Below are 23,235 nucleotides of genomic sequence, written 5' to 3' on the forward strand. Positions count from 1 at the left end.
AGCGCCCCTTTCGGCTGCCCGTCCGGTGCGGCCGGACCCGGTCAGCTCTCCCGGTACGGCTCGCGCAGCGGCCTGGGCCGGCGCGCTCCGCCGGTGATGTCCTCGGGCAGGTCGGCGCCCGCGGTGTAGTAGCGCCCCTGGGCCTCGCCCTTGGCGGCGAGCCAGCCGGCCCGGACGAGTTCGCGGATGTCGCGCTGGGCCTGTTGCTCACTCAGGCCGGCGTCGGCCTGGTAGGTGGCCCGGCGGACCCGGTTGCCCATGGCGGCCGGGTAGAGGGCGTAGAGCATGCGGTCGGGCCGGCCGCTCCGCTCGACGGCCTCGTCCAGGGCGGTCCAGACTTCGCGGGTGGTCTCCACCTGGCGTTCGACGGCCTGGGCCTGCTGGTGGTGGGCCCGCAGGCAGAAACGGATCCAGGCCAGGGTGTCGCGCTCCGGGGTCCACACCGGTCCACCGACCTCGGCGAGGACGTCGTAGTAGCGGTAGGTGTTGCGGGCCCGGCCCAGCCACTCCTCGATGCTGGAGAACTCCGGTGCCACGACGCCTTCCCGGGCCAGTACCAGGGTGTGCAGGGCGCGGGACATCCGGCCGTTGCCGTCCGACCAGGGGTGGATCGAGACCAGGTTGAGGTGCGCCATCGAGGCCCGGACCAGCCCCGGCGCGCCCAGGTCTCCGGTGTTGAGCCATGCGACCAACTCCGCGGTGAGCGCGGGGACCGAGTCGGCGTCGGGCGCGGTGTAGGCGGCGATGGCGGGGTCCTCGGCCGAGGTGACGCACACCGGGCCGGTGCGCCACCAGCCCGGGCGCTTGAGCAGGTGGTGGCCCTGCATCATGAAGTGCAGGGCGTTGAGCAGTTCCTTGCTGAAGGAGAAGTCGTCTCCGGCCTCGGCCAGGCGCTGGATGTAGGTCATCGCCTGCCGGTAGCCCTCGATCTCGACGGCGACGGTGTCGTTCGCCTCGATCGGGGTCTCGCCGACCATGATGTCCTCGACGTCCGAGACGCTCGCCGCGTAGCCCTCGATCGTGTTCGATCCGGCGATCGCCCGGGCCGTGAGGTTGCGCCGGAGTTGGCCCTCCCAACGGCGCGATGCCCGCAGGTGCAGGCGTAGCCGGTTCCGCATGTCGTCGATCTCCGCGAGAACGGCTTCGTCGATGTCGTGCAGCGCGGGAGTCTGGTAGAGCATGAAGAAATGACACCATGACGGTTCCATCACGTCAAAGGGTCACCGGCCGTCGGCCGCAGCGCGCCCGGGCACGACGGAGGCCCGCCGGGTGGGCGGGCCTCCGAGGGGTGGGGGTCAGTTGAGGGCGGCGGTCATTTCCCACTGGAGGAGTTCGGCGCCCTCGGGGCCGGCGGTGACGCGCTGGCCTTCGGCGGCGGTGATGCGCAGGGCGTCGCCCTGGTGGAGCAGGCCGGCGCCTTCGACGGCGGCTTCGCCGCGGGCGACGTAGAGGTGGACGAAGGGGGCGGTGGCGAGTTCGAGGGTCTCGTCGGGGCGCAGGCGGGCGACGTGCAGGGCGGCGTGCTTCTGCCGGATGCCGATGGCTCGCTGGTCGGCGTGCTTGGCCATGCCGGAGGCGAGGGTGGTCCAACCGCCCCGGGTGAGCTGGTCGTTGATGTCGAGCTGCTCGTAGCCGGGGGCGATGCCGGCGGTGTCGGGGATGGTCCACATCTGGATGAAGTGGACCGGATCCCGGTGGGCGGGCTCGCCGGTGAGCGTCCAGGAGTCGTTCTTCTCGCTGTGCAGGATGCCGCTGCCGGCGCTCATCCGCTGGGCCAGGCCGGGGTAGATGACGCCGTTGTGGCCTTCGGAGTCCTGGTGGACCAGGCCGCCGTCGAGCACCCAGGTGATGATCTCCATGTCCCGGTGCGGGTGGGTGTCGAAGCCGGTGCCGGGGGCGACGGTGTCGTCGTTGGAGACCAGCAGCAGGCCGAAGTGGGTGTTGGCCGGGTCCCAGTGGTGCGAGAACGAGAAGGAGTGCTTGGAGTCCAGCCAGCCGGCGCGGGTGTGGTAGCGCTCGTCGGCGCGGCGCAGGTCGATCGTGGATGCCATCGGGGGCCCTCCTCCGTCGGGGACGTGCACGGTGTCGTCCACCGTATTGTTGAATCGTAAACCATTCGGGGGGCGGCAGGCATTCCCCGACCGCTCGGCGCGGTGGCGTGCGGGTGTCAGTGGCCGGGAGCACACTGCTTCGGGACCGCGTACGACCGAGTCTCCGGGTGGGTTCGACGATGAACGATGTACGGGATGCACGGGATGTCCTGCTGGCCGTCGGCACGCAGAAGGGCCTGTTCCTGGGCCGCAGTTCGGACCGCGGGAGGTGGGAGTTCAGCGGGCCGCACTTCCAGATGAACGCGGTCTACGCGGTGGGCATCGACCGCCGCGGCGGCCGCACCCGGCTGCTGGTCGGGGCGGACAGCAGCCACTGGGGCCCGTCGGTGTGGTGGTCGGACGACCTGGGCGCCAGCTGGCAGGAGCCCGCGCGGCCCGCGGTGAGGTTCCCCGAGCGGACGGGCGCCTCGCTGGAGCGGGTGTGGCAGCTGCAGCCGGCCGGCGAGGAGGCCCCGGGCGTGGTGTACGCGGGCACCGAGCCCGCCGCGCTGTTCCGCTCCGCCGACGGCGGCGAGAGCTTCGAGCTGGTCGACGCACTGTGGGACCACCCGCAGCGCGAGCACTGGGGCGCGGGCTTCGGCGGCCAGGGCATGCACACGATCCTCACCGACCCGCGCGACCCGGACGCGCTGCTGGTCGCGGTCTCCTCCGGCGGCGCGTACCGCAGCGCGGACGGCGGGGCCAGCTGGGAGCCGTCCAACACCGGCATCCGCACCGACTTCCTGCCCGAGCGGTTCCCCGAGTTCGGCCAGTGCGTGCACAAGATCGCCCGGGACGCGGTCGACCCCGACCGGCTGTACCTGCAGAACCACGGCGGGGTCTACCGCAGCGACGACGCCGGGCGGACGTGGAAGTCGGTCGCCGACGGCCTGCCCGCCGACTTCGGCTTCGGCGTCGCCGCGCACCCGCACGACCCGGACACCGCCTACCTGTTCCCGCTGGACGCCGACTACGCCCGGCTGCCCGTCGACCGCCGCTGCCGGGTCTTCCGGACCACCGACGCGGGCGACACCTGGCAGCCGCTGGACGCCGGGCTGCCCACCGAGCAGCACTACGGCGTGGTGCTGCGCGACGCCCTGTGCACCGACGACGCCGACCCGGCGGGCGTCTACTTCGGCAACCGCAACGGCGAGGTGTACGGCTCCCCCGACGGCGGCGAGCACTGGTCGCTGCTCGTCTCGCACCTGCCGGACGTGCTGTGCGTGCGGGCCGCGGCGCTCTGACCCGCGGGCCCCGCGGCGCCCGCGGGCCGGGCCGGCTCAGGAGTCGGCGGCCCGCAGGCGGTCGCTGACGGTGCCCAGGACGTCGGCCAGGGCGGCGAGCTGCTCCGGGGTGAGCACGTCGATCAGCGCCTCGCGGACGGCGGCGACGTGCCCCGGGGCGGCGGCCCGCAGCGCCGCCCAGCCCTGGTCGGTGAGCTCGGCGAAGACGCCGCGCACGTCGCTCGGGCAGGAGCGGCGGCCGACCAGGCCGGCCTTCTCCAGCTGGGTGACCTGGTAGGTGAGGCCGCTCTTGGAAGTGACCAGGCGGTCGGCCAGGTCGGTCATCCGCAGCGAGCCGCCGGGGGCGGCGGACAGCTGCACCAGGATCTCGTACTGGGTGTGGGAGAGCCCCGCGTCCTCCTTGAGCTGGCGCTCCAGCCGGCGGGCGACCAGGTTGGTGGCCGCGACGAACCCGCGCCAGGCGGCCATCTCGGTCTCGTTGAGCCAGCGGGGTTCGTCCATGCCCGCAGTCTACTCCGGTTGTTCAAATTCGAACTCGGGTGTACCTTCGGAGGCGCAAGGTTCAAATTTGAACTACAGGTCGGCAGCCGCCGGCGGCCCCGGCACCAGGAGGACGGACCCATGAGCACCCCCACCACCGAGCGCATGCCCGCCCTCTACCTCTCGCACGGCGCGCCCCCGCTCGCCGACGACCCGGTCTGGCCCGGCGAACTCGCCGCCTGGTCCGCCGACCTGCCCCGCCCCAAGGCGATCCTGATGGTCTCCGCGCACTGGGAGGAGGCCCCGCTGGCGATCGGCGCGGTGCGCACCCTCCCGCTGGTCTACGACTTCTGGGGCTTCCCCGAGCACTACTACCAGGTGCGGTACGCCGCCCCCGGCGCGCCCGAGCTCGCCGAATCCGTCCGCAAGCTGCTGCGCGCGCCCGGCACCCCCGTGCAGGACGTGCCGGACCGCGGTCTCGACCACGGCGCGTACGTCCCGCTGGTCGAGATGTACCCGGACGCGGACATCCCCGTCCTGCAGGTCTCCCTCCCCACCCTCGACCCGCAGCAGCTCCTGGAGATCGGCCGCAAGCTCGCCCCGCTGCGCGACGAGGGCGTGCTGATCGTCGGCTCCGGCTTCTTCACCCACAACCTACGCGCCCTCTCCCCCGACGGCCGGATCACCTCCGTGATGGCCGAGTTCGACGACTGGGGCCGCCGCGCCCTGGACGCACGCGACCTCGACGCCCTGCTCGACTTCGAGCACAAGGCCCCCGCCGGACGCCTCGCCCACCCCCGCACCGAGCACTTCGCCCCGCTCTTCGTCACCCTCGGCGCCGGCGAGGCCGACCTCGGCGCGCAGCGCAGCGTCATCGACGGCTTCTGGATGGGCCTGGCCAAGCGCTCGATCCAGCTGGGCTGACGGCCCACATCCCCGCCGCAGAATACTTCGGGAGGAATCTCTGCAAAAGTGACGGATCTCGCCTTCTCCGAAAGTATTTTGCCCCGATTTTGCTTTGCGTTTGAAACAATCCTCGGTGGCGCGGCAGGGCAACCCGCGCCGCTAGGGGGGAAAAATGAATGACATCCACGTCGAGCCGAACGCGCTGAACCTTTCAGCGGACGGAATGCAGGGCGTCGCGGAACACATGGGGCGGGCCGGACACTGGCTCGACGACAGTTTCACCGCCGCGTCGACGCTGAACGGCTGGGAGTCCGGCGCCGCCCTGCGCGACTGTGCCGACGCCTGGCAGACCCACATGTTGGGAACCGTCCGCCAACTCCAGGAATATGCAGATAAGTTGCGACAATCTGCGCATTCCTACACCACCGCCGAGCAGGAGTCCACCCGCCGTATCAGCGCTGCGCTCGCCGATCTCGGTTCGAGGGAGGCCTGACCCGTGGACCTCGACGCACTCGCCGCCGCGAACAGCATCGCCCTGGATTCCGCCGCCAACGGCTGGCTCACTCTGTCCAGGGAATCCTGGAAAGCCGTGAACGACATCCACGCCAACGGCGTGGATCCGCTGAAGGAGAATTGGAAGGACAAGGTCGGAGCCAGCGCCGGCCAGAAGCTGGAAGAACAGGCCCGCATTCTGGAAACGGGCGCAGACCTCACCCGCGCCGTCGCCATGATCCTCGACGGCCTCGGCTCCAACGTGGCTCGCGCCAAGATCACCATGAATGCCGCACTCGACATGGCGAACCAGTACGGCCTGACCGTGGACCGGGCCACCGGGCTGGTCCACAACGGCTCGGGAACTCCGGACTCGTCCACGGACAACGCCGTCCAGGAGATCAACGCCATGCTGAGGGAGGCCTTGCGCGAAGCGGCCCAAGCCGACGCCCAGGCCGCCGCAGAACTACGCAAGCTCGGGGCCGCGACCTGCGAGACCGATCCGCAGCGCGCTCTGGACGACTACCAGGGCGAAGCATCCCGGATCGAGATCAACATGTACTCCGGCAGCATCCCCGACGGGAGCGACCCCCGGCTGGTGACCGACTGGTGGAACGCCCTGCCGGAAAGCCAGCACCAGCAGCTCATGCGGTCCGACCCGGTGACGCTCGCCAACCTGCCCGGCATCCCCGACAGCGTCAAACTCGAACTGCACGGCGGTCCGAACGCCAAGTACGACCCGGTGAAGACCGTCCAGTGGGCACTGGAGCACTGGGACGACACCAGCGTCGACCGCTTCGACGACAACTGCACCAACTTCGCTTCCGAAGCACTGCACCAGGGCGGCCTGCACGCGAAGGGCGACTCGCTCTGGGGGTGGCGGGGCGACGACACCTGGGGCCGCAGCGACGACAGCGGCAAGGACTGGCTCTCCCAGCGGCTGGACTACTCCAAGTCATGGGCCGGCGCCCAGAACATGCACGACTTCATGGTGCACCACGGGGGGCAGGAGCTCTCCCCCGACCAGGTACGGCCCGGGGACATCGTCTACTACGAGGAGGAGTCCGACCAGGACGGCGAAACCGGAAAGAACGTCATCCACCACACAGCGGTAGTCACAGCCGTGACCCCCACCGGCGACATCAAGTACACCCAGCACAGCGGCGGCCAGCAGAACGCCAGCGTCGACGGTCGGATCGACGCCTTCCAGGAGCACCGGGGCCAGCAGAAGCTGCACTTCGTGCGCGTCTCGCCCGACTGGTACTGAGAACCGGAGACCCGAATGACGGAAACCGCCGAGGCCCACTGGTTCCGGGCCAGGTACCCTATCGCCGCTTTGGTCGTCGGCTGGGCCTGCACCCTGCCGGTGCTCCCGGCCGATGCGCGGGTGACCGACGCCGCGAAGCGGTGCCTGGACGGGCCCGGGCTGCCCGGCTACGTGATGGCGCTCTCCGTAGCCGGGGTCGCACTCGGTGGCGCCGCGGCTCTCTGGGGGGCGGTCCAGCTGTTCGCGGTCCTGCGCCCACGGAGCCGCCGACCGAGTCGGGGGCATGCGCTCCTGTGTCTGTTGATGCCGGTGGCCGCGGTCGGGCTGGTCTTCCAGGTCGCGTTGGAAGGGACCGCTTCGGACGAGTTCGGACCGCAGCGGAGTCCCTGTGTGGGGGCCGCGGCGGTCCTCCGGTAGCGCCCGCGGCGGCGTCAGTAGGCGCAGGTGAAGCGTTCGCCGTGGTGGGCGGGGTGCTCGAGTTCGTCGACCAGGGCGACGGCGAGGTCCGGGAGGGAGAGGGTGGACAGGCCGTCCGGGGTCTCCACCAGGGCGTCGGTGTCAGAGCGGTAGGCGCCGGTGCGCTCGCCCGGCAGCAGGCTCTGCGGCGGGCTGAGCACCGTCCAGTCGAGGTCGCGGACGGTGCGCAGGTAGTCCAGGGCCCGGCCGTGGGCCCGCATCAGCTCGAACTGACGCGGCGTCACCGCCGGGTCGTCCCACAGCGGCGTGCCCGCAGCGGTGGTGAGACTGCCCGCGCTGCCGACCACCAGCAGGCGCGGAGCCGCGTCCGCGAGCTGCCGCAGCCCCGCGACCAGCGCGTGCGCGGCGGGCTCCACCAGCCGCCCCCGGCCGGGGCCGTCCCCGCCGCCGACCGCGCTCACCACCGCCTGCTGCCCCTCCGCGACCCGGGCCACGTCCGCCGGATCCAGCACGTCCCCGCGCTCCACCCTGATCGCCAGCCCCTGGTACTCCTCCGGCCGCCGCACCACCGCCGTCACCAGGTGCCCCCGCGCCAGCGCCTCGGTCACCACGCACCGGCCGATGCCGCCGTTCGCTCCGATGACCGCGATCCGCATGCTCGACCAGCCTCGCTCTCCGCGTCCGGGAATCCGACGTTTCATCAGAACACGCGGACGCCGGGTGGGGTGGGAGGCCGCCGGGCGGGGTGCGGGGGCGCCGGGCGGGGCGTGGGGGGCGGGAGCCGCTGCGCGGAGCTGGGGGCGAGGAAGGATTGAGTGGGCAAGGGGGGAGGCCGCCGGGCGGGGTGGGAGGCCGCCGGGCGGGGTGCGGGGCGCCGGGTGGCGGGTGGGGGCGGGAGCCGCTGCGCGGAGCTGGGGGCGAGGAAGGATTGAGTGGGCAAGGGGGAGGCCGCCGGGCGGGGTGCGGGGGCGCGACGTGGGAGCCGCTGCGCGGGGCCGGGCGGCGGGTGGGGTGTGGGGCCGCCGGGCGGGCTTCGAAGGGGGTGGGGTGGGATGCGGGGGGTGGGGTTCGGGGTAGGGGTGGGGGTCGGGTTGTCGGGTGGGGAGAAGGGGTGGGACGGATGGACGGGCTGGTGGCGGATCTGGTGGCGGAGGGGGAGGACGTGGAGGCGCTGGTGGGTGGGGCGGGGGTGATGGAGGTGGGGACTCCGGCGGTGGGGTGGACGGTGGCGCACCAGGTGGCGCACCTGGCGTGGACGGATCGGTGGACGTTGCTGGCGGTGCGGGACCCGGCGGGGTTCGCGGTTGCGGTGGGGCGGGAGTTCGCGGCGGGGATGGCGGCGGTGGACCGGGGGGCCGCGGAGGGGGTCGGGGAGGATCCGGCGGCACTGGTGGGGCGGTGGCGGGCGGGGCGGGCGGAGGTCGCGGAGGCATTGGCGGGGGTGTCGCCGGAGGTGCGGGTGCCGTGGTTCGGGCCGCCGATGAAGGCGCGGTCGATGCTGACGGCGCGGCTGATGGAGACCTGGGCGCACGGGCAGGACATCGCGGACGGGCTCGGGGTGGAACGCGTCCCGACCGACCGCCTACGGCACGTCGCGCACCTCGGGGTGCGGACCGTCGGCTTCGCGTTCGCCGCGCACGGGCGGCCCGCGCCGGAGGTGCCGATCAGGTTCGAACTGCGTTCCCCCGGAGGCGAGTTGTGGTGCTGGGGGCCGGAGGACGCGGCCGACCGGGTGAGCGGACCGGCGCTGGACTTCTGCCTGCTGGTCACCCAGCGCCGGCACCGCGACGACCTGTCACTGACGGCGGAGGGCGCCACCGCGCGGGCCTGGCTGCCGATCGCCCAGGCGTTCGCCGGTCCGCCCGGGGAGGGGCGGAAGCCGCTGCGGGGGTGAGGCCGGGGGCGGGGTCGGCCGCTGACCGGGCGTCGGCCCTTGCGTCGAACGCGGCTCGTGCGTGGCCGAGTCGGGCGCTCCCGGGGCGGGAGTCCGCGGTCACCGGGTGGCCGTAGCAACGATGTTCGAGTGCGGGCCTGCGGTGCGGCGGGCTCGGCGACTCGTCCGGTTTGACATAGATTGCCCGGCTATGGGAGACAGTGGCTCGATCGGTCGGCGGACAGTGCTCAGGGCGGCCGCCGTCGCCGGTCTCACGGCGGTGGCGGGAACGGCCGGGGCGGGGACGGGGGTCGCGGCGGGGGTCGCGGCTACGGGAAGGTTCCCGCAGCCGGTGACGGTGTGGCGGCGGCCGGTGCCGGGGCGGGTGCCGTCGGTGCTGGAGCAGGTGCTGGACGTCCGGTTCGCCGAGGTCGAGGTGCCGGGGCACGGGCGGATCACCACCCGGGCCTACAACGGGGCGCTGCCGGGACCGACGCTGCGGGTGCGGGCCGGGGACACCCTGCTGCTCACGCACGTCAACGGGCTGCCGCCGAACCCGGCCGGGTCCGACCACGGGCCCCGGATGCCGCACCGCCCCAACAGCTTCAACCTGCACACCCACGGGATGCACGTCTCCCCGTCCGGGCACGCCGACAACGTGCTGCGGGAGTTCGCGCCGCGCGCGGCGGCGGGCGACCCGGAGCCGCACTACCGGACGGTGGTGCACGTCCCGGCCGACCACCCCGCCGGGACGTACTGGTACCACCCGCACCTGCACGGCTCGACCGCCGAGCAGCTCGCGGGCGGCCTGGCGGGGGTGATCGTGGTGGAGGGGGACGTCGACGAGGTGCCGGAGATCCGGGCCGCCGCCGACGTGGTGGTCTGCGTCAACGAGTTGAAGCTGCGCGACGGCCGGGTGCCCGCGTTCACCTCCGGGGCCTGGCTGACCGGGGTGCCGTCGGTGTTCACCGTCAACGGCGCGGTCAACCCGGTGCTGGCGCTGCGGCCCGGCGAGGTGCAGCGGTGGCGGCTGGTCGGGGCCACCGCGTTCACCGCACTGAAGCTTCGACTCACGGGATCGGAAGGCGAGTTGACCATGCACCGGATCGCCCAGGACGGGGTGACGCTGCCCGCGCCGGTGGCCGCGGGAACGGTGGAACTGGTGATGGGCAACCGGGTGGACGTCCTGGTCCGGGGCGGCGCGCCCGGGCGGTACGAGCTGCGGGCCGAGCGGGTCGAGCAGCCGCTGCTGACCGTCGAGGTGGCGGGCGAGCCGGTCGACCCGCCGATGGGCCTGCCGGCCGCGCTGCCGCCGGGCCGCCCGCCCCTCGACGAGCGGGACGTGACCGGCCCGGACCGGGAGGTGGTCTTCCACGTCGACCCCGGAGTCTTCCCGCAGCCGTTCCCGGACGCCTTCCGGGTCCTGGGCAACCACCCCACCCCGCCCGCCCGCCCCGGCGGCGACCTGCGCCACGACCCGGCGTACGGCCTGTACGACCCCGACTACGTCAACCACCTGCTCCCGCTGGGCCGCACCGAACGCTGGACGGTGCGCACCGGCGAGACCTCCCCCGGCTTCAACCACCCCTTCCACCTGCACACCAACCCGTTCCTGGTCACCCACCGGAACGGCGTCCGGCTGGACCCGCCGGTCTGGCACGACACCGTCGGCCTGGCGGGCGGGCACCCCGGCGAGTCGGTGACCTTCCTGGTCCGCTACGAGGACTTCACCGGCCGGGCCATCGCGCACTGCCACCAGCTGCACCACGAGGACCTCGGCATGATGCAGAGCGTGGAGTACGTGGAGGGTTGAGCTCGGAAGACGCCAATCTGACGGTCCATCAGTTTCCGGTTGGTTCGGCCGGCTTCTGGTGCACCTCGCTCCACACGCAGTGCTTCTCCACACCGTCGTTGCGCGCCGGGGACGAGTACCGGTGGCCCCAACGGTCGCCCAGCGCAATGACGTTCACCACCTCGACCTCGTTCGACGTGGGGCCGGTCAGGTGCAGTTCGATCCGGTAGCCGCCACCGGTCCCGGCCAGCCGCGTCCTGCCGCCACCGGCTCTCGCCAGTCGCTCGGCGATCGCCCAGGCCCGGGCCCAGGCATCCCCGCGCCCCTCCGCGCCCGCGGCCGGATCCGAGCGGCCGTTCGCGCCGTCGCGGGGCGTATCCGCCGTCAACGGGTGTTCGGTGTACAGCACTTGATTCCTTTCATGGGGGCGGCGAGGGACCGGGAGGGTTCAGGCGGCGGCGCAGCGCGGGCACGCGCAGGCCGGCCAGATCAGCGCCGAGACCAGCGGCGGAACGAGATCCTCGTCGGACGTGCAGGACGAGACCTGCACCCTGGCCCCGTCGGCCCGCACCGTGTAGACGCGGATCGTCAACTTCGCGGCCGGGCCCGGGTATCCGTGCGCGCCTTGTGGTGGCTGACTGGTCGTCATGATCGTTGCTCCGTGGTGCGATTGCCCTGACGAGGGTGACTTTCTGCACTTCAAGCGTCACCATTCGGCGCTACGCTGAGAAGGCAGGACATGTCCGCAGCCCGGATTCGGAGATGGAGGTACCTGTGGGAGCCCATGAGCGGACGCTCCACCCGGAGCGTTCAGTGCGCGACCTGTTCGGATTCCACCTCCGCCGGATGCGCAAGGAACGAGGACTCTCGCTCGCCGACCTCGCGGCGGAACTCATGCACGGCAAGACCGTCCTGGCCGACGTCGAGACGGCCCACCGCCCGATCCCGCGAGGACTCCCGGAGGAACTCGACGAGTTCTTCGACGCCGGGGGGATCTTCGGGCACCTGTTCAAACTCTCCTACCTGGAGGCGTTCCCGGACTGGTCGCGGCGGTTCATGGAACTCGAACCGCTCGCTTCCCATGTGTGGAAGTACGCTGCTGGATCTTTTCCCGGTCTATGGCAGACCGAGGAGTACGGCATGGCTGCGCTCAGATTGGGACTACCGCGCGCCGACGCCGACGAAATCGAGCGCGTCTGGTTCGCCCGAGCAGCCCGCCAGTCCCTTCTGCACCGCGACGATCCGCCTTTCATGTGGGTCGTGTTGGACGAGAGCGTCGTCCGTCGACAGATCGGCGGCCCCGCGGTCATGGCGCGACAGATCGCGCACGTGCTGGATCTGGCGGAAGGACCTCACGCCGTCGTGCAGATACTCCCGTTCTCGGTCGGCGGGCACGGAGTCATGGGGAGTTCGATAACGCTGCTCGATTTCCTCGATGCTCCGCGCGTCGTGTACGCGGAGGGGTACGTCACAGGTCAACTCCTGGAAAACCCAGCCGAAGTACAGGCCGCCGCCCTGGCCTACGATCTCCTCCAGGCGGCAGCCCTGTCACCGGAGGAGTCGAAGCTGTGGCTCCGAAGCGCAATGGAGGAACTCCGAACATGAGCACTGTGCCCCGTCTGTCCACCTCCGACCTGGAACCGAGCCGCATCGCCTGGCGGAAGTCCAGCTACTCCGACAACCAGGGCCAGGGCGACTGCATCGAGATCGCCGAGGCGTACGCCGCCACCCACGGCGTGATCGCCATCCGCGACAGCAAGAACCCCGCCGGCCGCCCCCTCGTCGTCCCCGTCGACGCCTGGCACGCCTTCGCGGCCGCCGCGGCGGCGGGCGAGTTCGGGACGGTCTGACGCGACGTCGGAACCGATGTCGGAAGCCCCCTCGTGCAGGGGGCTTCCGGTTTTCCGGGTGGGCCGGGGTCAGTCCTCGGGGTCGGTGGGGCGGCGGCGGTTGGTGGTGCGGGTGAAGGCGCCGGTGGTGACGCGGGCGGCGAGGGTGTCGTCGGGGCCGGAGAGGAGGGAGCCGTAGCCGGTGGCGGCCCAGAGGCTGCGGTCGGCGGGGACTTCGAAGTAGGGGACGGTGCGGCCCTGGTCGCGGACGGCGAGGACCTGGGGGGAGCGGCGGGCCTTGAGGGCCTGGGCGCAGTCCTCGCAGACGGCGACGTCGACGCGTTCGCGGCGGCCGAGCGGGCGCCAGGTGGTGCGGCGGGCGGCGGTGCCGTGGCGGGGGTCGAAGAAGCAGAGCGGGAGCCGGGGCTCGGTGGCGAGCGCGGCGCGGCCCTCGGCGGCCAGGGCGAGGACGCCCGCCAGGTCGGGGAGGCCGTCGGCGGCGTCCAGGACCCGTCCGGCCGCGTCGTAGGCGTCCAGGGCGCGGCCGAGGCCGGGGGTGGTGCTGCCGTCGGCGCCGTCCAGGAGGGTGCCGAGGGCGAGCACCTCGTCGGCGGCCTGGCGGCGCAGGCCGGCCTCGTCGGCGGCCCGGTCGGCGGCGAACACCGCGTCGGGGAAGGTGAAGGCGGTGTGGCGGGGGCGGCGGCGGCTGCGGGCCACCAGGGCGGCGCCGATCACCAGGGCGAGCACCAGGACGGCGGCGAGGGCGAACAGGCCGGTGGAGGACGAGGAGGAGCCGGGGGCGCCGGCGGTGTCGTCGGTGTGCGGGCGGGCCGAGTACTCGCGGTCGACCCGGTCGGCCTCGGCCTTGTAGACCTCGGTGCCCTTGCCGGTGCTGATCAGTTCGATCGCCCGGCCGACCTTGGCGGCCAGGCCGGCGTCCTTGAGTTCCTTGAGCAGGCTGACGGCATTGGCCGAGTCGCGGACCTGGTGGGTGTCGGAGGGCCACTCGTAACCGTTCAGCCAGCTGCCGTAGTCGTCGCTGGTGATCATGATCAGCGGTGACTGGCCGAGGCGCTCCTGCACCACGGCGGACAGCCCCTTGGCGCGGCCGCCGAAGGCGTCGCCCTGCTGCAGCGGCACCAGCACCACCTTGATCGGCAGTCCGGTGGCGGCGATCTGCTCGGCGATCTGCTGCTGCTGGGCGGGGGTGACGGCGGCGGCGAAGGCCGGGTCGACGTACACCGGGGAGGTCTTGAGCGCCGCGGCGATGCTCTCGCCGGTCGCCGTGGTGGCGGGGGTGGCGTCGGCGCGGGCCGGGGCGCCGGTGCCGAGCAAGGCGGCGCAGGCCAGCAGCAGGACGGCCAGCAGGGCCGGCAATAGGCGGTGGCGCGGGGCAGCGGGCGCGGCGGTCGTGGTGGTCGCGGCGATGGTGGTGGTCGCGGCGGGCGCGGCGATGGTGGTGCGGTCACTGGACACTGGCGGACTCCCTGGCCCTGAGGACGAGTGCGTCGAGGTTCTCGAGCGCGGCGGGCAGGACCTGGCCGGACCGGTCCCAGACGGTGGCCTCGGTGCGGCCGTCCGCGCCGGGCACCCGGAGCAGCAGTTTGTCGGCCTCGGCGCGGCGGGCGGTCCGGTCGGCGGCGGGGCGGTTGGCGCCGCCGCGCTGGAGGGCGTCCCGGCAGTCGGTGCACAGGCTGGCGGTGCCGGTGCCGAGGTCGACGACGGGGAACCAGGACGGGACCTTGCCGCCGTCGGCCGCGCCGTGCAGCGGGTTGAGCCGGCACAGCCGGGCCTCCCGGCTGCCGTGCAGGGCGTCGAACCCGGCCCGGGCGAGGGCGGTGGCGGCGGCCAGGTCGGACGGGTCGGCGGTGCGGCCGCCGTCCTCGCCGAGCAGGAGTTCGGCGGCGTCCAGGCAGTCCCAGGCGCGGGTCCGGCCGGGGGCGTCCTGGTCGGCGGCGGCGAGCCGGACGGCCAGCGCCCGGGTGTCCTCGGCGGCCCAGCCGCGCAGTTGGCGGGCGGACGGCTGGGCGGCGGTGCGCCGGGGGCCGGTGGCGGCGTGCTGCGGCGGGGTCGGGTCGGCGGCCAGGGCGCGCCGGGAGCGGACCACCGCCCGGGTGACGGCGATCGCGGCCCAGGCGAGCAGCAGCAGGACGCCGTACAGCATGAAGCCGAGCATCAGGCCGGGGCCGAAGTCGCTGCTGAACAGCGGCGGGAGCTTGTTGCTGCGCAGTTCGGGCAGGGCGGTGGGGCCGTTGCCGTAGGCCGGTTCGCCGGTCGGCTGGGCGGCGGCCACGGTGTCCAGGACGCTGTTCAGCCGGTCCGGGATGCGCAGGTCGTCGGAGGCGGTGCTGCGGTCGGGGTAGCGCAGGTCGGCGCGCCGGAACCGGGTGGGGGCGTCGGTGCCGGCCGGACCGAACTCGGCGAGTTCGAAGTAGCCGCCCACCGGGTCGACCTGCACGTACACGCCGTCCCGGCCGGTGCGCTGGTGCACCTGGGCGAGCAGGGTGGTGCTGCTGCCGCCGCTCTCGTCGTCGCTGTCGGACCCGGTGAACAGCAGGTACACCGGGGTCTTGGCGGCCAGCTCGGCCGTCCGCTGCCGGACGGCGGCCAGTTGGGCGGGCGTCAGCGCGGTCGGGGCGGAGGGGTCCTGGTAGATCCCGTCGGCGGCGAGCGCGGCGGCGGCCTCGGTGGTGCGGGCGTCCAGGTCGGCCTGGGTGACGGTGAGGTCGGGGTCGTCGAGGGTCTGCGGGAAGACCTTGGGGGCGGCGAGCACCACGCCGAGCACGGCGGCGACCGTGGCCAGCAGGGTCACCGCGAGCACGGTGCGGCGCAGCGGCGCGGGGGCGGGCTGCCCGGCCTTCTTCTTGGGGTTCTTCGCGACGGTGCTCTTCGCGGTGCTCTTGGCGGGGCTCTTGGCGGCAGGGCCCTTGGCGGCGGGGTTCTTGGCCTTGGCGAGGGCGACGGCCGGCTGCTTGCCCAGGTCGACGGCCCCGGGCCGGCGCGCGGCGGAGGCCGGTTCGGTGGGGCGCGGGAGGCCGCGGCGGCGGGAGAGCCGCAGGCCGAGGGCGAGCAGCAGGCCGGGGAGCACCACGACGGCCAGGCCGAGCGTCAGGTTCTGGTTCTGCCGGTCGGTGGCGGAGATGTACGTCCGGGGGAGGTCGCCGTGGTCCCGGTACACCGCCTCGGCCTCGGCGGCGACCCGGTCCTTGCCCTGGACGACCTTGTCGGCGAAGACGGTGAACCCGGCCAGCGGCCCGGCGTCGTACGGGGTGACGTGGTTGGCGATCCGGGCGGCGTCCTCGGCGGGGAGGTCGACGCCGAACGTGGAGACGGTCAGGCCGCCGTACTTCTGCACCAGCACGTACAGGCCGTCGGCGCCGAGCCGGTCGTGCACCTGGGCGAGCAGCGTCCGGTCGGCGTCGGGCAGCACCAGCACGTAGGTGGGGACGCCGGTCCGGCGGGCGACGGCGGCGAACTCCGGGCCGAGCGAGCGGGGCACCTGGCGCGGCTGGTCGGCGGAGATGTAGACGGGGTCCTTGCGCAGCTCGGCGGCCAGCCGCTCGGCCTGGGTGGCCTCGGCGGGCAGCAGCCCGGCCGCGGAGCCGGCGGCGGGCGCGGAGGCGGCGGAGCCGGCGGCGGGCGCGGAGGCGGCGGGTGCAGTCGCTGCGGGCGCGGAGGCAGCGGAGCCGGAGGCAGCGGGCGCGGCGGGCGCGGTCGCGGCGGTGGGCCCGGCGGTCGGGTCGGCGGCGGTCGCCGGGGCGGCGGCGGTGAGCAGCGCCAGCACGGCCAGGGCGGCGGCGGCCAGCGGGGCTCCCGGGGCCACCGGCGTGGCCGACCGGCTCCGGTCCGCCGTCCGCTTCTGTGTCCGCATGGGTGCCTCCCGGGTGGTTCGGCCGGTCACTTTACCCGCGCTTTATGGGGACGAGAACCGCTGCCCGTCGGTTCCCGGTGGTTGGATCGGGGCCGCGGGGTCGCCACGGGCGCCGCCGGACGGAGGGACGAGGACGATGAGCGGCACGGCGGCGGCGAGCGGTGCGGACGGGCGGCACCCGGCGGACAGCCACGACCTGATCCGGGTGCACGGGGCCCGGGTGAACAACCTGAAGGACGTCAGCGTGGAACTGCCCAAGCGCAGGCTGACGGTGTTCACCGGGGTGTCCGGTTCGGGCAAGAGCTCGCTGGTGTTCGGGACGGTCGCGGCGGAGTCGCAGCGGCTGATCAACGAGACGTACAGCGCCTTCGTGCAGGGTTTCATGCCGTCGCTGAGCCGCCCCGAGGTGGACGTGCTGGACGGCCTGACCACCGCGATCGTCGTCGACCAGCAGCGGATGGGCGCCGACCCGCGCTCGACGGTGGGCACCGCGACGGACGCCAACGCGATGCTGCGGATCCTGTTCAGCCGGCTCGGCGACCCGTACCTCGGGCCGCCGCCCGCGTTCTCCTTCAACGTGCCGACGGTGTCCGGCGCGGGCGCGATCACGGTGGAGCGCGGCGAGGGCACGACGACCGAGGAGCGGACGTTCGGGCGGACCGGCGGGATGTGCCCGCGCTGCGAGGGGCGGGGCAGCGTCTCGGACATCGACCTGGGGCAGCTGTACGACGGCGCAAAGTCGCTGAACGAGGGCGCGCTGACCATCCCCGGCTACAAGCCCGGCGGCTGGAACTACCGGCTGTACACCGAGTCCGGCCTGGTCGACCCGGACAAGGCGATCGACGCGTACGGCGAGCAGGAGCGGCACGACTTCCTGTACCGGGAACCGGTCCGGATGAAGATCGCCGGCATCAACATGACCTACGAGGGCCTGGTGCTGCGGATCCGGAAGTCCATGCTGGCCAAGGACCGGGCCGCCCTCCAGCCGCACGTCCGCGAGTTCGTGGACCGGGCCGTCGCCTTCGCCACCTGCCCCAAGTGCGACGGCACCCGGCTCGGTCCGGGCGCCCGCGCCTCCAAGATCAGGGGCGTCTCGATCGCCGACGCCTGCGCCCTGCAGATCAGCGATCTCGCCGACTGGGTACGGGAGTTGGACGAGCCGACGGTGGCCCCGCTGCTGGCCTCGCTGCGCCAGCTGCTGGACTCGTTCACCGCGATCGGCCTCGGCTACCTGTCGCTGGACCGCCCGGCCGGGACGCTGTCCGGCGGCGAGGCGCAGCGGGTGAAGATGATCCGGCACCTGGGCTCCTCGCTGACCGACGTCACGTACGTCTTCGACGAGCCGACCACCGGGCTGCACCCGCACGACATCCAGCGGATGAACGGGCTGCTGCGGCAGCTGCGCGACAAGGGCAACACGGTGCTGGTGGTGGAGCACAAGCCGGAGACCATCGAGATCGCCGACCACGTGGTCGACCTCGGCCCGGGGGCCGGCTCGGCGGGCGGCGAGGTGTGCTTCGAGGGCAGCGTGGCCGGGCTGCGGGCCAGCGGCACCGTCACCGGCCGGCACTTCAACGACCGGGCCGCGCTCAAGCCCGAAGTCCGCACCCCCACCGGCGTGTTGGAGATCCGCGGGGCCGACGCGCACAACCTGCGCAAGGTCGACGTGGACGTGCCGCTGGGCGTGCTGGCGGTGGTGACGGGCGTGGCGGGCTCCGGGAAGAGCTCGCTGGTGCACGGCTCGCTGGTCAGCGGGAAGGCGCTGGCGGGCGGGGTGCCGGAGGGCGTGGTGGCGATCGACCAGAGCCCGATCCGGGGCTCGCGGCGCTCCAACCCGGCCACCTACTCGGGCCTGCTGGAGCCGATCCGCAAGGCCTTCGCCAAGGCGAACGGGGTGAAGCCCGCCCTGTTCAGCGCCAACTCGGAGGGCGCCTGCCCGGCCTGCAACGGCGCGGGCGTGGTCTACACCGACCTGGGCATGATGGCCGGGGTGGCGACGGTCTGCGAGGAGTGCGAGGGCAGGCGCTTCCAGGCCGCGGTGCTGGAGTACCGGCTCGGCGGCCGGAACATCGCCGAGGTGCTGGCGATGTCCGTCGACGCGGCCCAGGAGTTCTTCGGCGCCGGCGAGGCCCGCACGCCCGCCGCGCACACCGTCCTCAAGCGGCTCTCCGACGTCGGCCTCGGCTACCTGACGCTCGGCCAGCCGCTCACCACGCTCTCCGGCGGCGAGCGCCAACGCCTCAAGCTGGCCGCGCAGATGGCCGAGAAGGGCGGCGTGTACGTGCTGGACGAGCCGACCGCCGGACTGCACCTGGCCGACGTCGAGCAGCTGCTCGGCCTGCTGGACCGGCTGGTCGACTCCGGCAAGTCGGTGATCGTGGTCGAGCACCACCAGGCGGTGATGGCGCACGCCGACTGGATCATCGACCTCGGCCCGGGCGCCGGCCACGACGGCGGCCGGATCGTCTTCGAGGGCACCCCCGCCGCACTGGTCGCCGACGGCAGCACGCTGACCGGCCGTCACCTCGCCGCGTACGTCGGGGCGCGCGCCGACGCCTGACCGGGCGTCACTGATCGGGCGTCACCGAACGGGAGTCACCGAACGGGAGTCACCGACCGTCGCCGCCGGACCACGGAAACGCAGGTCACGGCGACGGTCGGCCACCGGGCCGATCCCTTCCGTGACCCTCCATCACTCCCCCGCATCGCCTCGGCAAAGTTTTCGTCCCGGGCGGAAAATCCCCACGACAGCGCGACGGCTCCGCCCCAGAATGTCCGTGATCTTCACGGGGCACGGCCGAGTACGGGGGAGCGCATGACCACGGAAATCCCGCTGACGGAACTGGACGCCACGCGGTGGGAGGGGCTGGAGACCGCGCACTGGTCCAGCCCCGCGACGATGGTGCCGCGGGTGCTGCACCGGCTGGCCGCCGCCGGGCCCGACGGCGGCCGCCCCGAGGACTGCGAACTGCTGTACTGCCTGATCCCCGAACCCGGGCGGCCCGTCCCGTCCGCAACCCCCGTCGCCCTGCCGTTCCTGCTCGCACTGGCCGCCGACCCCGCCACCGGCGCCGCCCGCGGACCGCTCACCGCCCTGCTGGCCCGCCTGCTGACCGCCGCCCCCGACCTGCCCGAACGGCACCGCTCCCGGGCCCTGCCGCTGCTCACCGACCCGGACCCGGCGGTCCGCCGCGCCGCCCTGCCGCTCGCCCCCGACCCAGGCTGCCTGCTCGGCCTGTGGCGCACCGAGACCGACCCGTCCGTCCGGCTCTCCCTGCTGCTCGCGCTGGCCGGCACCGCCACCACCGGCGCCCGCGCCGTCCTCGCCGAGACCCTCACCGAGGACCACCCCGCGCTGTACGTCGCCGCCGTGCACGCCTCCGCCGGCCACGACCCCGACCTGCCGGTCCGCCACCTCGACCGGCTGCTCACCCTGCTCACCGACCCCGCGCTGCGCCCCCGCTTCGACGACGTCTGGTACCCGGCGCACCGCCCCGGCCCGCTGACCCGCGAGCACCTGCTCTGGTCCGTGTACGGGCTGCTGGCGCACCGCCCCGACCTGCAGTCCGCCTACCCCGGCCACCTGCTCGCCGCGGCCGACCGCACCGGCGACGAGGCGCTGCGCCGGGAGGCCGTCCTGCTGGCCCGGTACCACGGCGGATCCTGACCGACCGTCAGCCGATCCCCGCCCCGGCACCGCGGCGCCTGACGGCCGCTCACCCCGCGGCCGGACCGGCGGCGTGCGCGAGCGCGGCCCGCAGCCGGGTGAGCCGGGCGATCTCGGCGTCCAGCGCGGCGAGGCGGCGCCGGACCACCGGCCCGCCGGAGGCACCCGCGCAGCGGCGGGCCGGGTCGGCGGCCAGCAGGTCGAAGGACTCGGCGTGGCCGCGCAGGTCCTCGATGGTCAGCCCGAGGGAGAGCAGGGTGCGGATCACCCGGACCCGGGCCACGTCCGTACTGTCGTAGCAGCGCTGTCCGCTGGTGCTGCGGGCGGGCGGCGGCAGCAGACCGCGCTGCTCGTACAGGCGCAGCGCCCTGGGCGTGGCTCCGGCGGCGGCTGCCGCGTCCCCGATCCGCATCAGCGTCATGTCCGTGCGTCCTCCCCGGTGGCCGGTGCCCGGCCGCCGGTGGACGGCGGCCGGTGGACGGCGGCCGGTGGTCCTTGGAACCGCCGGCGCCGCCCGGTCATTCCGCGGGCAGTTCCACCAGCACCGTGCCGAAGTACCGGCCCTCGGTCATCTCCTGGAAGGCCTGCGGGGCCCGTTCCAGGCCGCTCACCCGGACGTGCGGGAAGGCGATCCGGCCCTCCCGCAGCCACTCGCCGAAGCGGGGCCGCCACGCGGCCTCCGCCTCGGCCTGACCGGCACTCCCGCAGCCGATCAACTGAACGCCCTTGATGATGAGTTGGAAGGCGTCCAGGCGCAGCGAGGGGTGCGCGGACGGGGTGTCGCCGAGCTGTCCGGAGAGCACGCCGACCAAGGCGGCGCGGGCGCCGGGGCGGGTGGCGGCGAGGGCCGCCTCGGCCTGGTGGCCGCCGACGTTGTCGATCAGCAGGTCGATGCCGTCGGGCGCGGCCTCGGCGAGCTGCCGGGCGAAGCGCTCGGCGCGGCCGGGCCCGTCGCCCGTCCGCTCGTCCACCAGCACGGCGTCGTAGCCGAGTTCGCGCAGCCGCTCGGCCTTGGCCGGGGAGCCGGTGGTGCCGATGACGGTGCCCGCGCCGAGCAGCCGGGCGGTCTGGCCGGCCAGGGTGCCGACGCCTCCGGCCGCGCCGGTGACCAGCACGGTGTCGCCGGGGCGGACCGGCGCGGTGCGGGTGAGCACCCCGTAGCCGACCGAGCCGGGTGCGAGGTGGGCCGCCGGATCGGCCAACTCCTCGACCAGCGGGGTGAGTTCGGCCGGGTCGGCCACCGCGTACTCGCGCCAGCCCCGGGAGTGGACGACCAGGTCGCCGGGGCGCAGCCCGCTGCCCGCCGGGGCGTCGAGCACCTCGGCGACGGCCGGCCCGAACAGGGTGTCGCCGGGTTCGATCGGCGGGAACGGCGTGCCCGGCGGGGTGTCGCCGAGCAGCGTCGCCAGCCCGGTGAACAGCAGGAACCACCGGTTGCGCAGCAGGACTTGGCCCGCCGCGGGCTTCGGGGCGGGCGTCTCGACCACCACCAGGTCGGCGGCGACCGGACGGCCCTGCGGGCGGCGGGCGAGGTGGATCTCGCGGACGGTTTCGGGCACGCTCATGGACGGCTCCTCGGGGAGTACCGGACGGCAGGTGCCGGAAAGCTAGCCCTTGACCCGCGGGTCAGGGTCAAGCACGTCGGCGCGCGTCGCGCCGACTGCGCGGAGGGGAGCGGGAGATGGACGGGCGGGTGCGGGTGCGGACGGGGCGGCCGCCGGACGCGGCCGGGCTGGTGCGGCTGGCCGGGCAGGTCGAGCAGTGGTTCGGGCCGATGGTCGGCGAACCGGGCTTCCACGCCGCCGTGGAGCGCCAACTCGCCTGCGGCCAGGCCCTGGTGGCCGTCGGTGGGGCCGGGCTGCTGGGCGGTCTGCTGGTCGGCCGGCGGCCGCCGGTCTGCCACCTGCACTGGCTGGTGGTGGACGCCGCCGCCCGCGGCCTGGGCATCGGTCGGGCCCTGGTCGCCGAGGCGCTGGCCCGCTGCCCGGCGGAGGTGCGGACGGTGGAGGTGGTGACGTTCGGTGCGGACCATCCGGGCGCGACGGCCGGCGGCGCCCGGGTCTTCTACGAGCGGCTGGGCTTCTCCCCCGCCGAGCCCGCGGCCCCGGGGCCGGAGGGCGGTTCCCGGCAGGTGTACCGCCGCGAGCTCCGCCCCGATGGTTCTGCAAACCCATTGGTACACAAGTGAATTGACGAACCGTCAGCAGACGGGCGGGTCAGTTCTCGGCGAGGTGGGCGCGGGCCCAGTCGCAGGCGGTGTCGAGGACGTCGAGCAGGGAGGTGCCGAGGGCGGTGAGGGCGTACTCGACGTGCGGGGGGTTGCCGCCGTGGTCGGTGCGGGTGAGCCAGTGGTCGCGCTCCATGGCGCGGAGCGTCTCGGTGAGGACCTTCGGGCTGACGCCGCGCAGCCGGGCCTTGAGCTCGGTGAAGCGGTGCGGGCCGTCCTGGAGGCAGCGCAGCACCAGGCCGGACCACTTGTCGCCGATCCGGATCGGCGAGCTGCGCGCGCAGTGCGGGTCGAACACGACGGCGTCCCGGGGAATGGCCATGCACCGACGATAGCCGCCGTCGGGGCCGGTTCCGTTGCAGTAACCGGGGGTGCCCGTCCTACCGTCTGCGGCGTCGGTACGGACCGAGGAGGACGCATGGCGAGGATCGTGGTTTTCGGCGCGGGCGGGCGGGTCGGCCGGGCGGCCGTCGCGGAGGCGGTGCGGCGCGGGCACGCCGTCACGGCAGTGGTGCGCGACCCCGACCGGCACCCGGAGCTGGCCGCGGCGGCGGGGGTCGCGGTGGTGCGGGGCGACGTGACCGATCAGGCGGCGGTGGCCGCGGCGGCGGCCGGGCACGACGCGGCGGTCAACGCCACGGCGCGGCTCGACGTCCCGTCCGTCGAGCACTTCACCGCCGCCGCGCGGGCCCTGCTGGACGGCCTGGGCCGGGCGGGGGTGGGCCGGCTGCTGGTGCTGGGGATCGCCACCACGCTGGAGACCGCGCCGGGCGTGCGGATCATGGACGATCCGCAGTTCCCGGCCGAGTACCGGGCGTTCTCGCAGGGCCACGTCGCCGAGTTCGAGCTGCTGGCCGCGGAGGCGGGCCCGCTGGACTGGCTGATGGTGGTGCCGCCGATGGACCTGACCCCGGACGCACCGGCCACCGGCCGGTACACCAGCGCGGTCGGCACCGTCACCGGCACCGGCCGGATCTCGCACGCCGACCTGGCCGTCGCCCTGCTGGAGGAGATCGAGTCCCCGCGCCACCACGCCGTCCAGCTCGCCGTCTCGCACTGACGGCCCACCGGGCACGACGG

22 protein-coding genes and 1 pseudogene are annotated in these 23,235 nt (G+C 73.9%); 12 read left to right on the plus strand and 11 right to left on the minus strand.

Annotation, left to right across the window (positions count from 1 at the left end):
• Window positions 1–41 precede the first annotated feature (41 nt).
• Window positions 42–1,181: a Fic family protein gene (locus tag OU787_RS06230; protein ID WP_268658784.1), complete on the minus strand. Its 1,140-nt coding sequence runs from the start codon at window positions 1,179–1,181 to the stop codon at window positions 42–44.
• 114 nt (window positions 1,182–1,295) lie between these two features.
• Entirely contained in the window at window positions 1,296–2,051 is a 756-nt protein-coding gene (locus OU787_RS06235; protein ID WP_030460474.1) for a pirin family protein, read from the minus strand.
• A gap of 179 nt (window positions 2,052–2,230) precedes the next feature.
• On the opposite strand from OU787_RS06235, the gene OU787_RS06240 reads away from it, so the two are divergent.
• Entirely contained in the window at window positions 2,231–3,334 is a 1,104-nt protein-coding gene (locus OU787_RS06240; RefSeq protein WP_030460475.1) for a WD40/YVTN/BNR-like repeat-containing protein, read from the plus strand.
• 36 nt (window positions 3,335–3,370) lie between these two features.
• Here OU787_RS06240 and OU787_RS06245 read toward each other — a convergent pair whose 3' ends face one another.
• A complete protein-coding gene (locus tag OU787_RS06245) occupies window positions 3,371–3,835 on the minus strand; it encodes a MarR family winged helix-turn-helix transcriptional regulator (protein ID WP_268658785.1) in 465 nt (154 codons plus the stop codon).
• 120 nt (window positions 3,836–3,955) lie between these two features.
• Between OU787_RS06245 and OU787_RS06250 the strand changes: the two genes are divergently transcribed.
• The 3 genes from OU787_RS06250 (at window position 3,956) to OU787_RS06260 (ending at window position 6,479) form a co-directional block, all read left to right on the plus strand.
• On the plus strand, window positions 3,956–4,738 hold the full coding sequence (locus OU787_RS06250; RefSeq protein WP_123818926.1) for a dioxygenase family protein: 783 nt from the start codon (window positions 3,956–3,958) through the stop codon (window positions 4,736–4,738).
• Window positions 4,739–4,892: 154 nt separating this feature from the next.
• Complete coding sequence (locus OU787_RS06255) at window positions 4,893–5,213, plus strand: type VII secretion target (RefSeq protein WP_268658786.1); 321 nt, start codon at window positions 4,893–4,895, stop codon at window positions 5,211–5,213.
• A 3-nt stretch (window positions 5,214–5,216) separates the two neighbouring features.
• Window positions 5,217–6,479, plus strand: coding sequence for an amidase domain-containing protein (locus OU787_RS06260; RefSeq protein WP_268658787.1), 1,263 nt, complete (start codon window positions 5,217–5,219; stop codon window positions 6,477–6,479).
• 431 nt (window positions 6,480–6,910) lie between these two features.
• Here the strand turns inward: OU787_RS06260 and OU787_RS06265 are convergent, their stop codons facing one another.
• Window positions 6,911–7,552, minus strand: a complete 642-nt coding sequence (locus OU787_RS06265) for an NAD(P)-dependent oxidoreductase (protein WP_268658788.1) — start codon at window positions 7,550–7,552, stop codon at window positions 6,911–6,913.
• Between the two features lie 464 nt (window positions 7,553–8,016).
• Between OU787_RS06265 and OU787_RS06270 the strand changes: the two genes are divergently transcribed.
• Window positions 8,017–8,790, plus strand: coding sequence for a TIGR03084 family metal-binding protein (locus tag OU787_RS06270; protein WP_268658789.1), 774 nt, complete (start codon window positions 8,017–8,019; stop codon window positions 8,788–8,790).
• A gap of 331 nt (window positions 8,791–9,121) precedes the next feature.
• Window positions 9,122–10,582: a multicopper oxidase family protein gene (locus tag OU787_RS06275; protein WP_268658790.1), complete on the plus strand. Its 1,461-nt coding sequence runs from the start codon at window positions 9,122–9,124 to the stop codon at window positions 10,580–10,582.
• Between the two features lie 28 nt (window positions 10,583–10,610).
• Here OU787_RS06275 and OU787_RS06280 read toward each other — a convergent pair whose 3' ends face one another.
• Both OU787_RS06280 and OU787_RS06285 read right to left on the minus strand, forming a co-directional pair.
• On the minus strand, window positions 10,611–10,970 hold the full coding sequence (locus OU787_RS06280; protein ID WP_268658791.1) for a hypothetical protein: 360 nt from the start codon (window positions 10,968–10,970) through the stop codon (window positions 10,611–10,613).
• A 39-nt stretch (window positions 10,971–11,009) separates the two neighbouring features.
• Window positions 11,010–11,210, minus strand: a complete 201-nt coding sequence (locus OU787_RS06285; protein ID WP_268658792.1) for a hypothetical protein — start codon at window positions 11,208–11,210, stop codon at window positions 11,010–11,012.
• Between the two features lie 164 nt (window positions 11,211–11,374).
• Between OU787_RS06285 and OU787_RS06290 the strand changes: the two genes are divergently transcribed.
• Together OU787_RS06290 and OU787_RS06295 are read left to right on the plus strand one after the other, a co-directional pair.
• Window positions 11,375–12,166 carry a helix-turn-helix domain-containing protein gene (locus OU787_RS06290; protein WP_268658793.1) on the plus strand — a complete coding sequence of 264 codons (792 nt, stop codon included), beginning with the start codon at window positions 11,375–11,377 and terminating at the stop codon, window positions 12,164–12,166.
• On the plus strand, window positions 12,163–12,411 hold the full coding sequence (locus OU787_RS06295; RefSeq protein ID WP_268658794.1) for a DUF397 domain-containing protein: 249 nt from the start codon (window positions 12,163–12,165) through the stop codon (window positions 12,409–12,411). Before OU787_RS06290 ends, OU787_RS06295 begins: the two co-directional genes overlap by 4 nt.
• A gap of 69 nt (window positions 12,412–12,480) precedes the next feature.
• Here OU787_RS06295 and OU787_RS06300 read toward each other — a convergent pair whose 3' ends face one another.
• Together OU787_RS06300 and OU787_RS06305 are read right to left on the minus strand one after the other, a co-directional pair.
• Window positions 12,481–13,866, minus strand: coding sequence for a hypothetical protein (locus tag OU787_RS06300; RefSeq protein ID WP_268658795.1), 1,386 nt, complete (start codon window positions 13,864–13,866; stop codon window positions 12,481–12,483).
• Complete coding sequence (locus OU787_RS06305) at window positions 13,856–16,261, minus strand: hypothetical protein (RefSeq protein WP_268658796.1); 2,406 nt, start codon at window positions 16,259–16,261, stop codon at window positions 13,856–13,858. Before OU787_RS06305 ends, OU787_RS06300 begins: the two co-directional genes overlap by 11 nt.
• A 136-nt stretch (window positions 16,262–16,397) precedes the next feature.
• Here OU787_RS06305 and OU787_RS06310 point away from each other — a divergent pair, with 136 nt between their 5' ends.
• Both OU787_RS06310 and OU787_RS06315 read left to right on the plus strand, forming a co-directional pair.
• Window positions 16,398–18,821 (plus strand): excinuclease ABC subunit UvrA, encoded by a 2,424-nt coding sequence (locus OU787_RS06310; RefSeq protein ID WP_268658797.1) that lies wholly within the window; start codon window positions 16,398–16,400, stop codon window positions 18,819–18,821.
• A gap of 255 nt (window positions 18,822–19,076) precedes the next feature.
• A complete protein-coding gene (locus OU787_RS06315) occupies window positions 19,077–19,928 on the plus strand; it encodes a hypothetical protein (protein WP_030461942.1) in 852 nt (283 codons plus the stop codon).
• Between the two features lie 49 nt (window positions 19,929–19,977).
• Here OU787_RS06315 and OU787_RS06320 read toward each other — a convergent pair whose 3' ends face one another.
• Entirely contained in the window at window positions 19,978–20,340 is a 363-nt protein-coding gene (locus tag OU787_RS06320; RefSeq protein WP_030461943.1) for a MerR family transcriptional regulator, read from the minus strand.
• 106 nt (window positions 20,341–20,446) lie between these two features.
• Complete coding sequence (locus tag OU787_RS06325; RefSeq protein ID WP_268658798.1) at window positions 20,447–21,493, minus strand: MDR family NADP-dependent oxidoreductase; 1,047 nt, start codon at window positions 21,491–21,493, stop codon at window positions 20,447–20,449.
• Between the two features lie 65 nt (window positions 21,494–21,558).
• Between OU787_RS06325 and OU787_RS06330 the strand changes: the two are divergent.
• Window positions 21,559–22,116: pseudogene (locus tag OU787_RS06330) on the plus strand (GNAT family N-acetyltransferase); the annotation flags it as partial.
• 28 nt (window positions 22,117–22,144) lie between these two features.
• Here OU787_RS06330 and OU787_RS06335 read toward each other — a convergent pair.
• Window positions 22,145–22,477: a winged helix-turn-helix transcriptional regulator gene (locus OU787_RS06335; protein WP_030461947.1), complete on the minus strand. Its 333-nt coding sequence runs from the start codon at window positions 22,475–22,477 to the stop codon at window positions 22,145–22,147.
• A 96-nt stretch (window positions 22,478–22,573) separates the two neighbouring features.
• Between OU787_RS06335 and OU787_RS06340 the strand changes: the two genes are divergently transcribed.
• Entirely contained in the window at window positions 22,574–23,215 is a 642-nt protein-coding gene (locus OU787_RS06340; RefSeq protein WP_268658799.1) for an NAD(P)-dependent oxidoreductase, read from the plus strand.
• The last annotated feature ends 20 nt before the right edge of the window (window positions 23,216–23,235 follow it).

It is taken from the genome of Kitasatospora sp. YST-16 (assembly GCF_026802215.1).
In the GTDB taxonomy this organism is placed as follows: Bacteria; Actinomycetota; Actinomycetes; order Streptomycetales; family Streptomycetaceae; genus Kitasatospora; species Kitasatospora cineracea.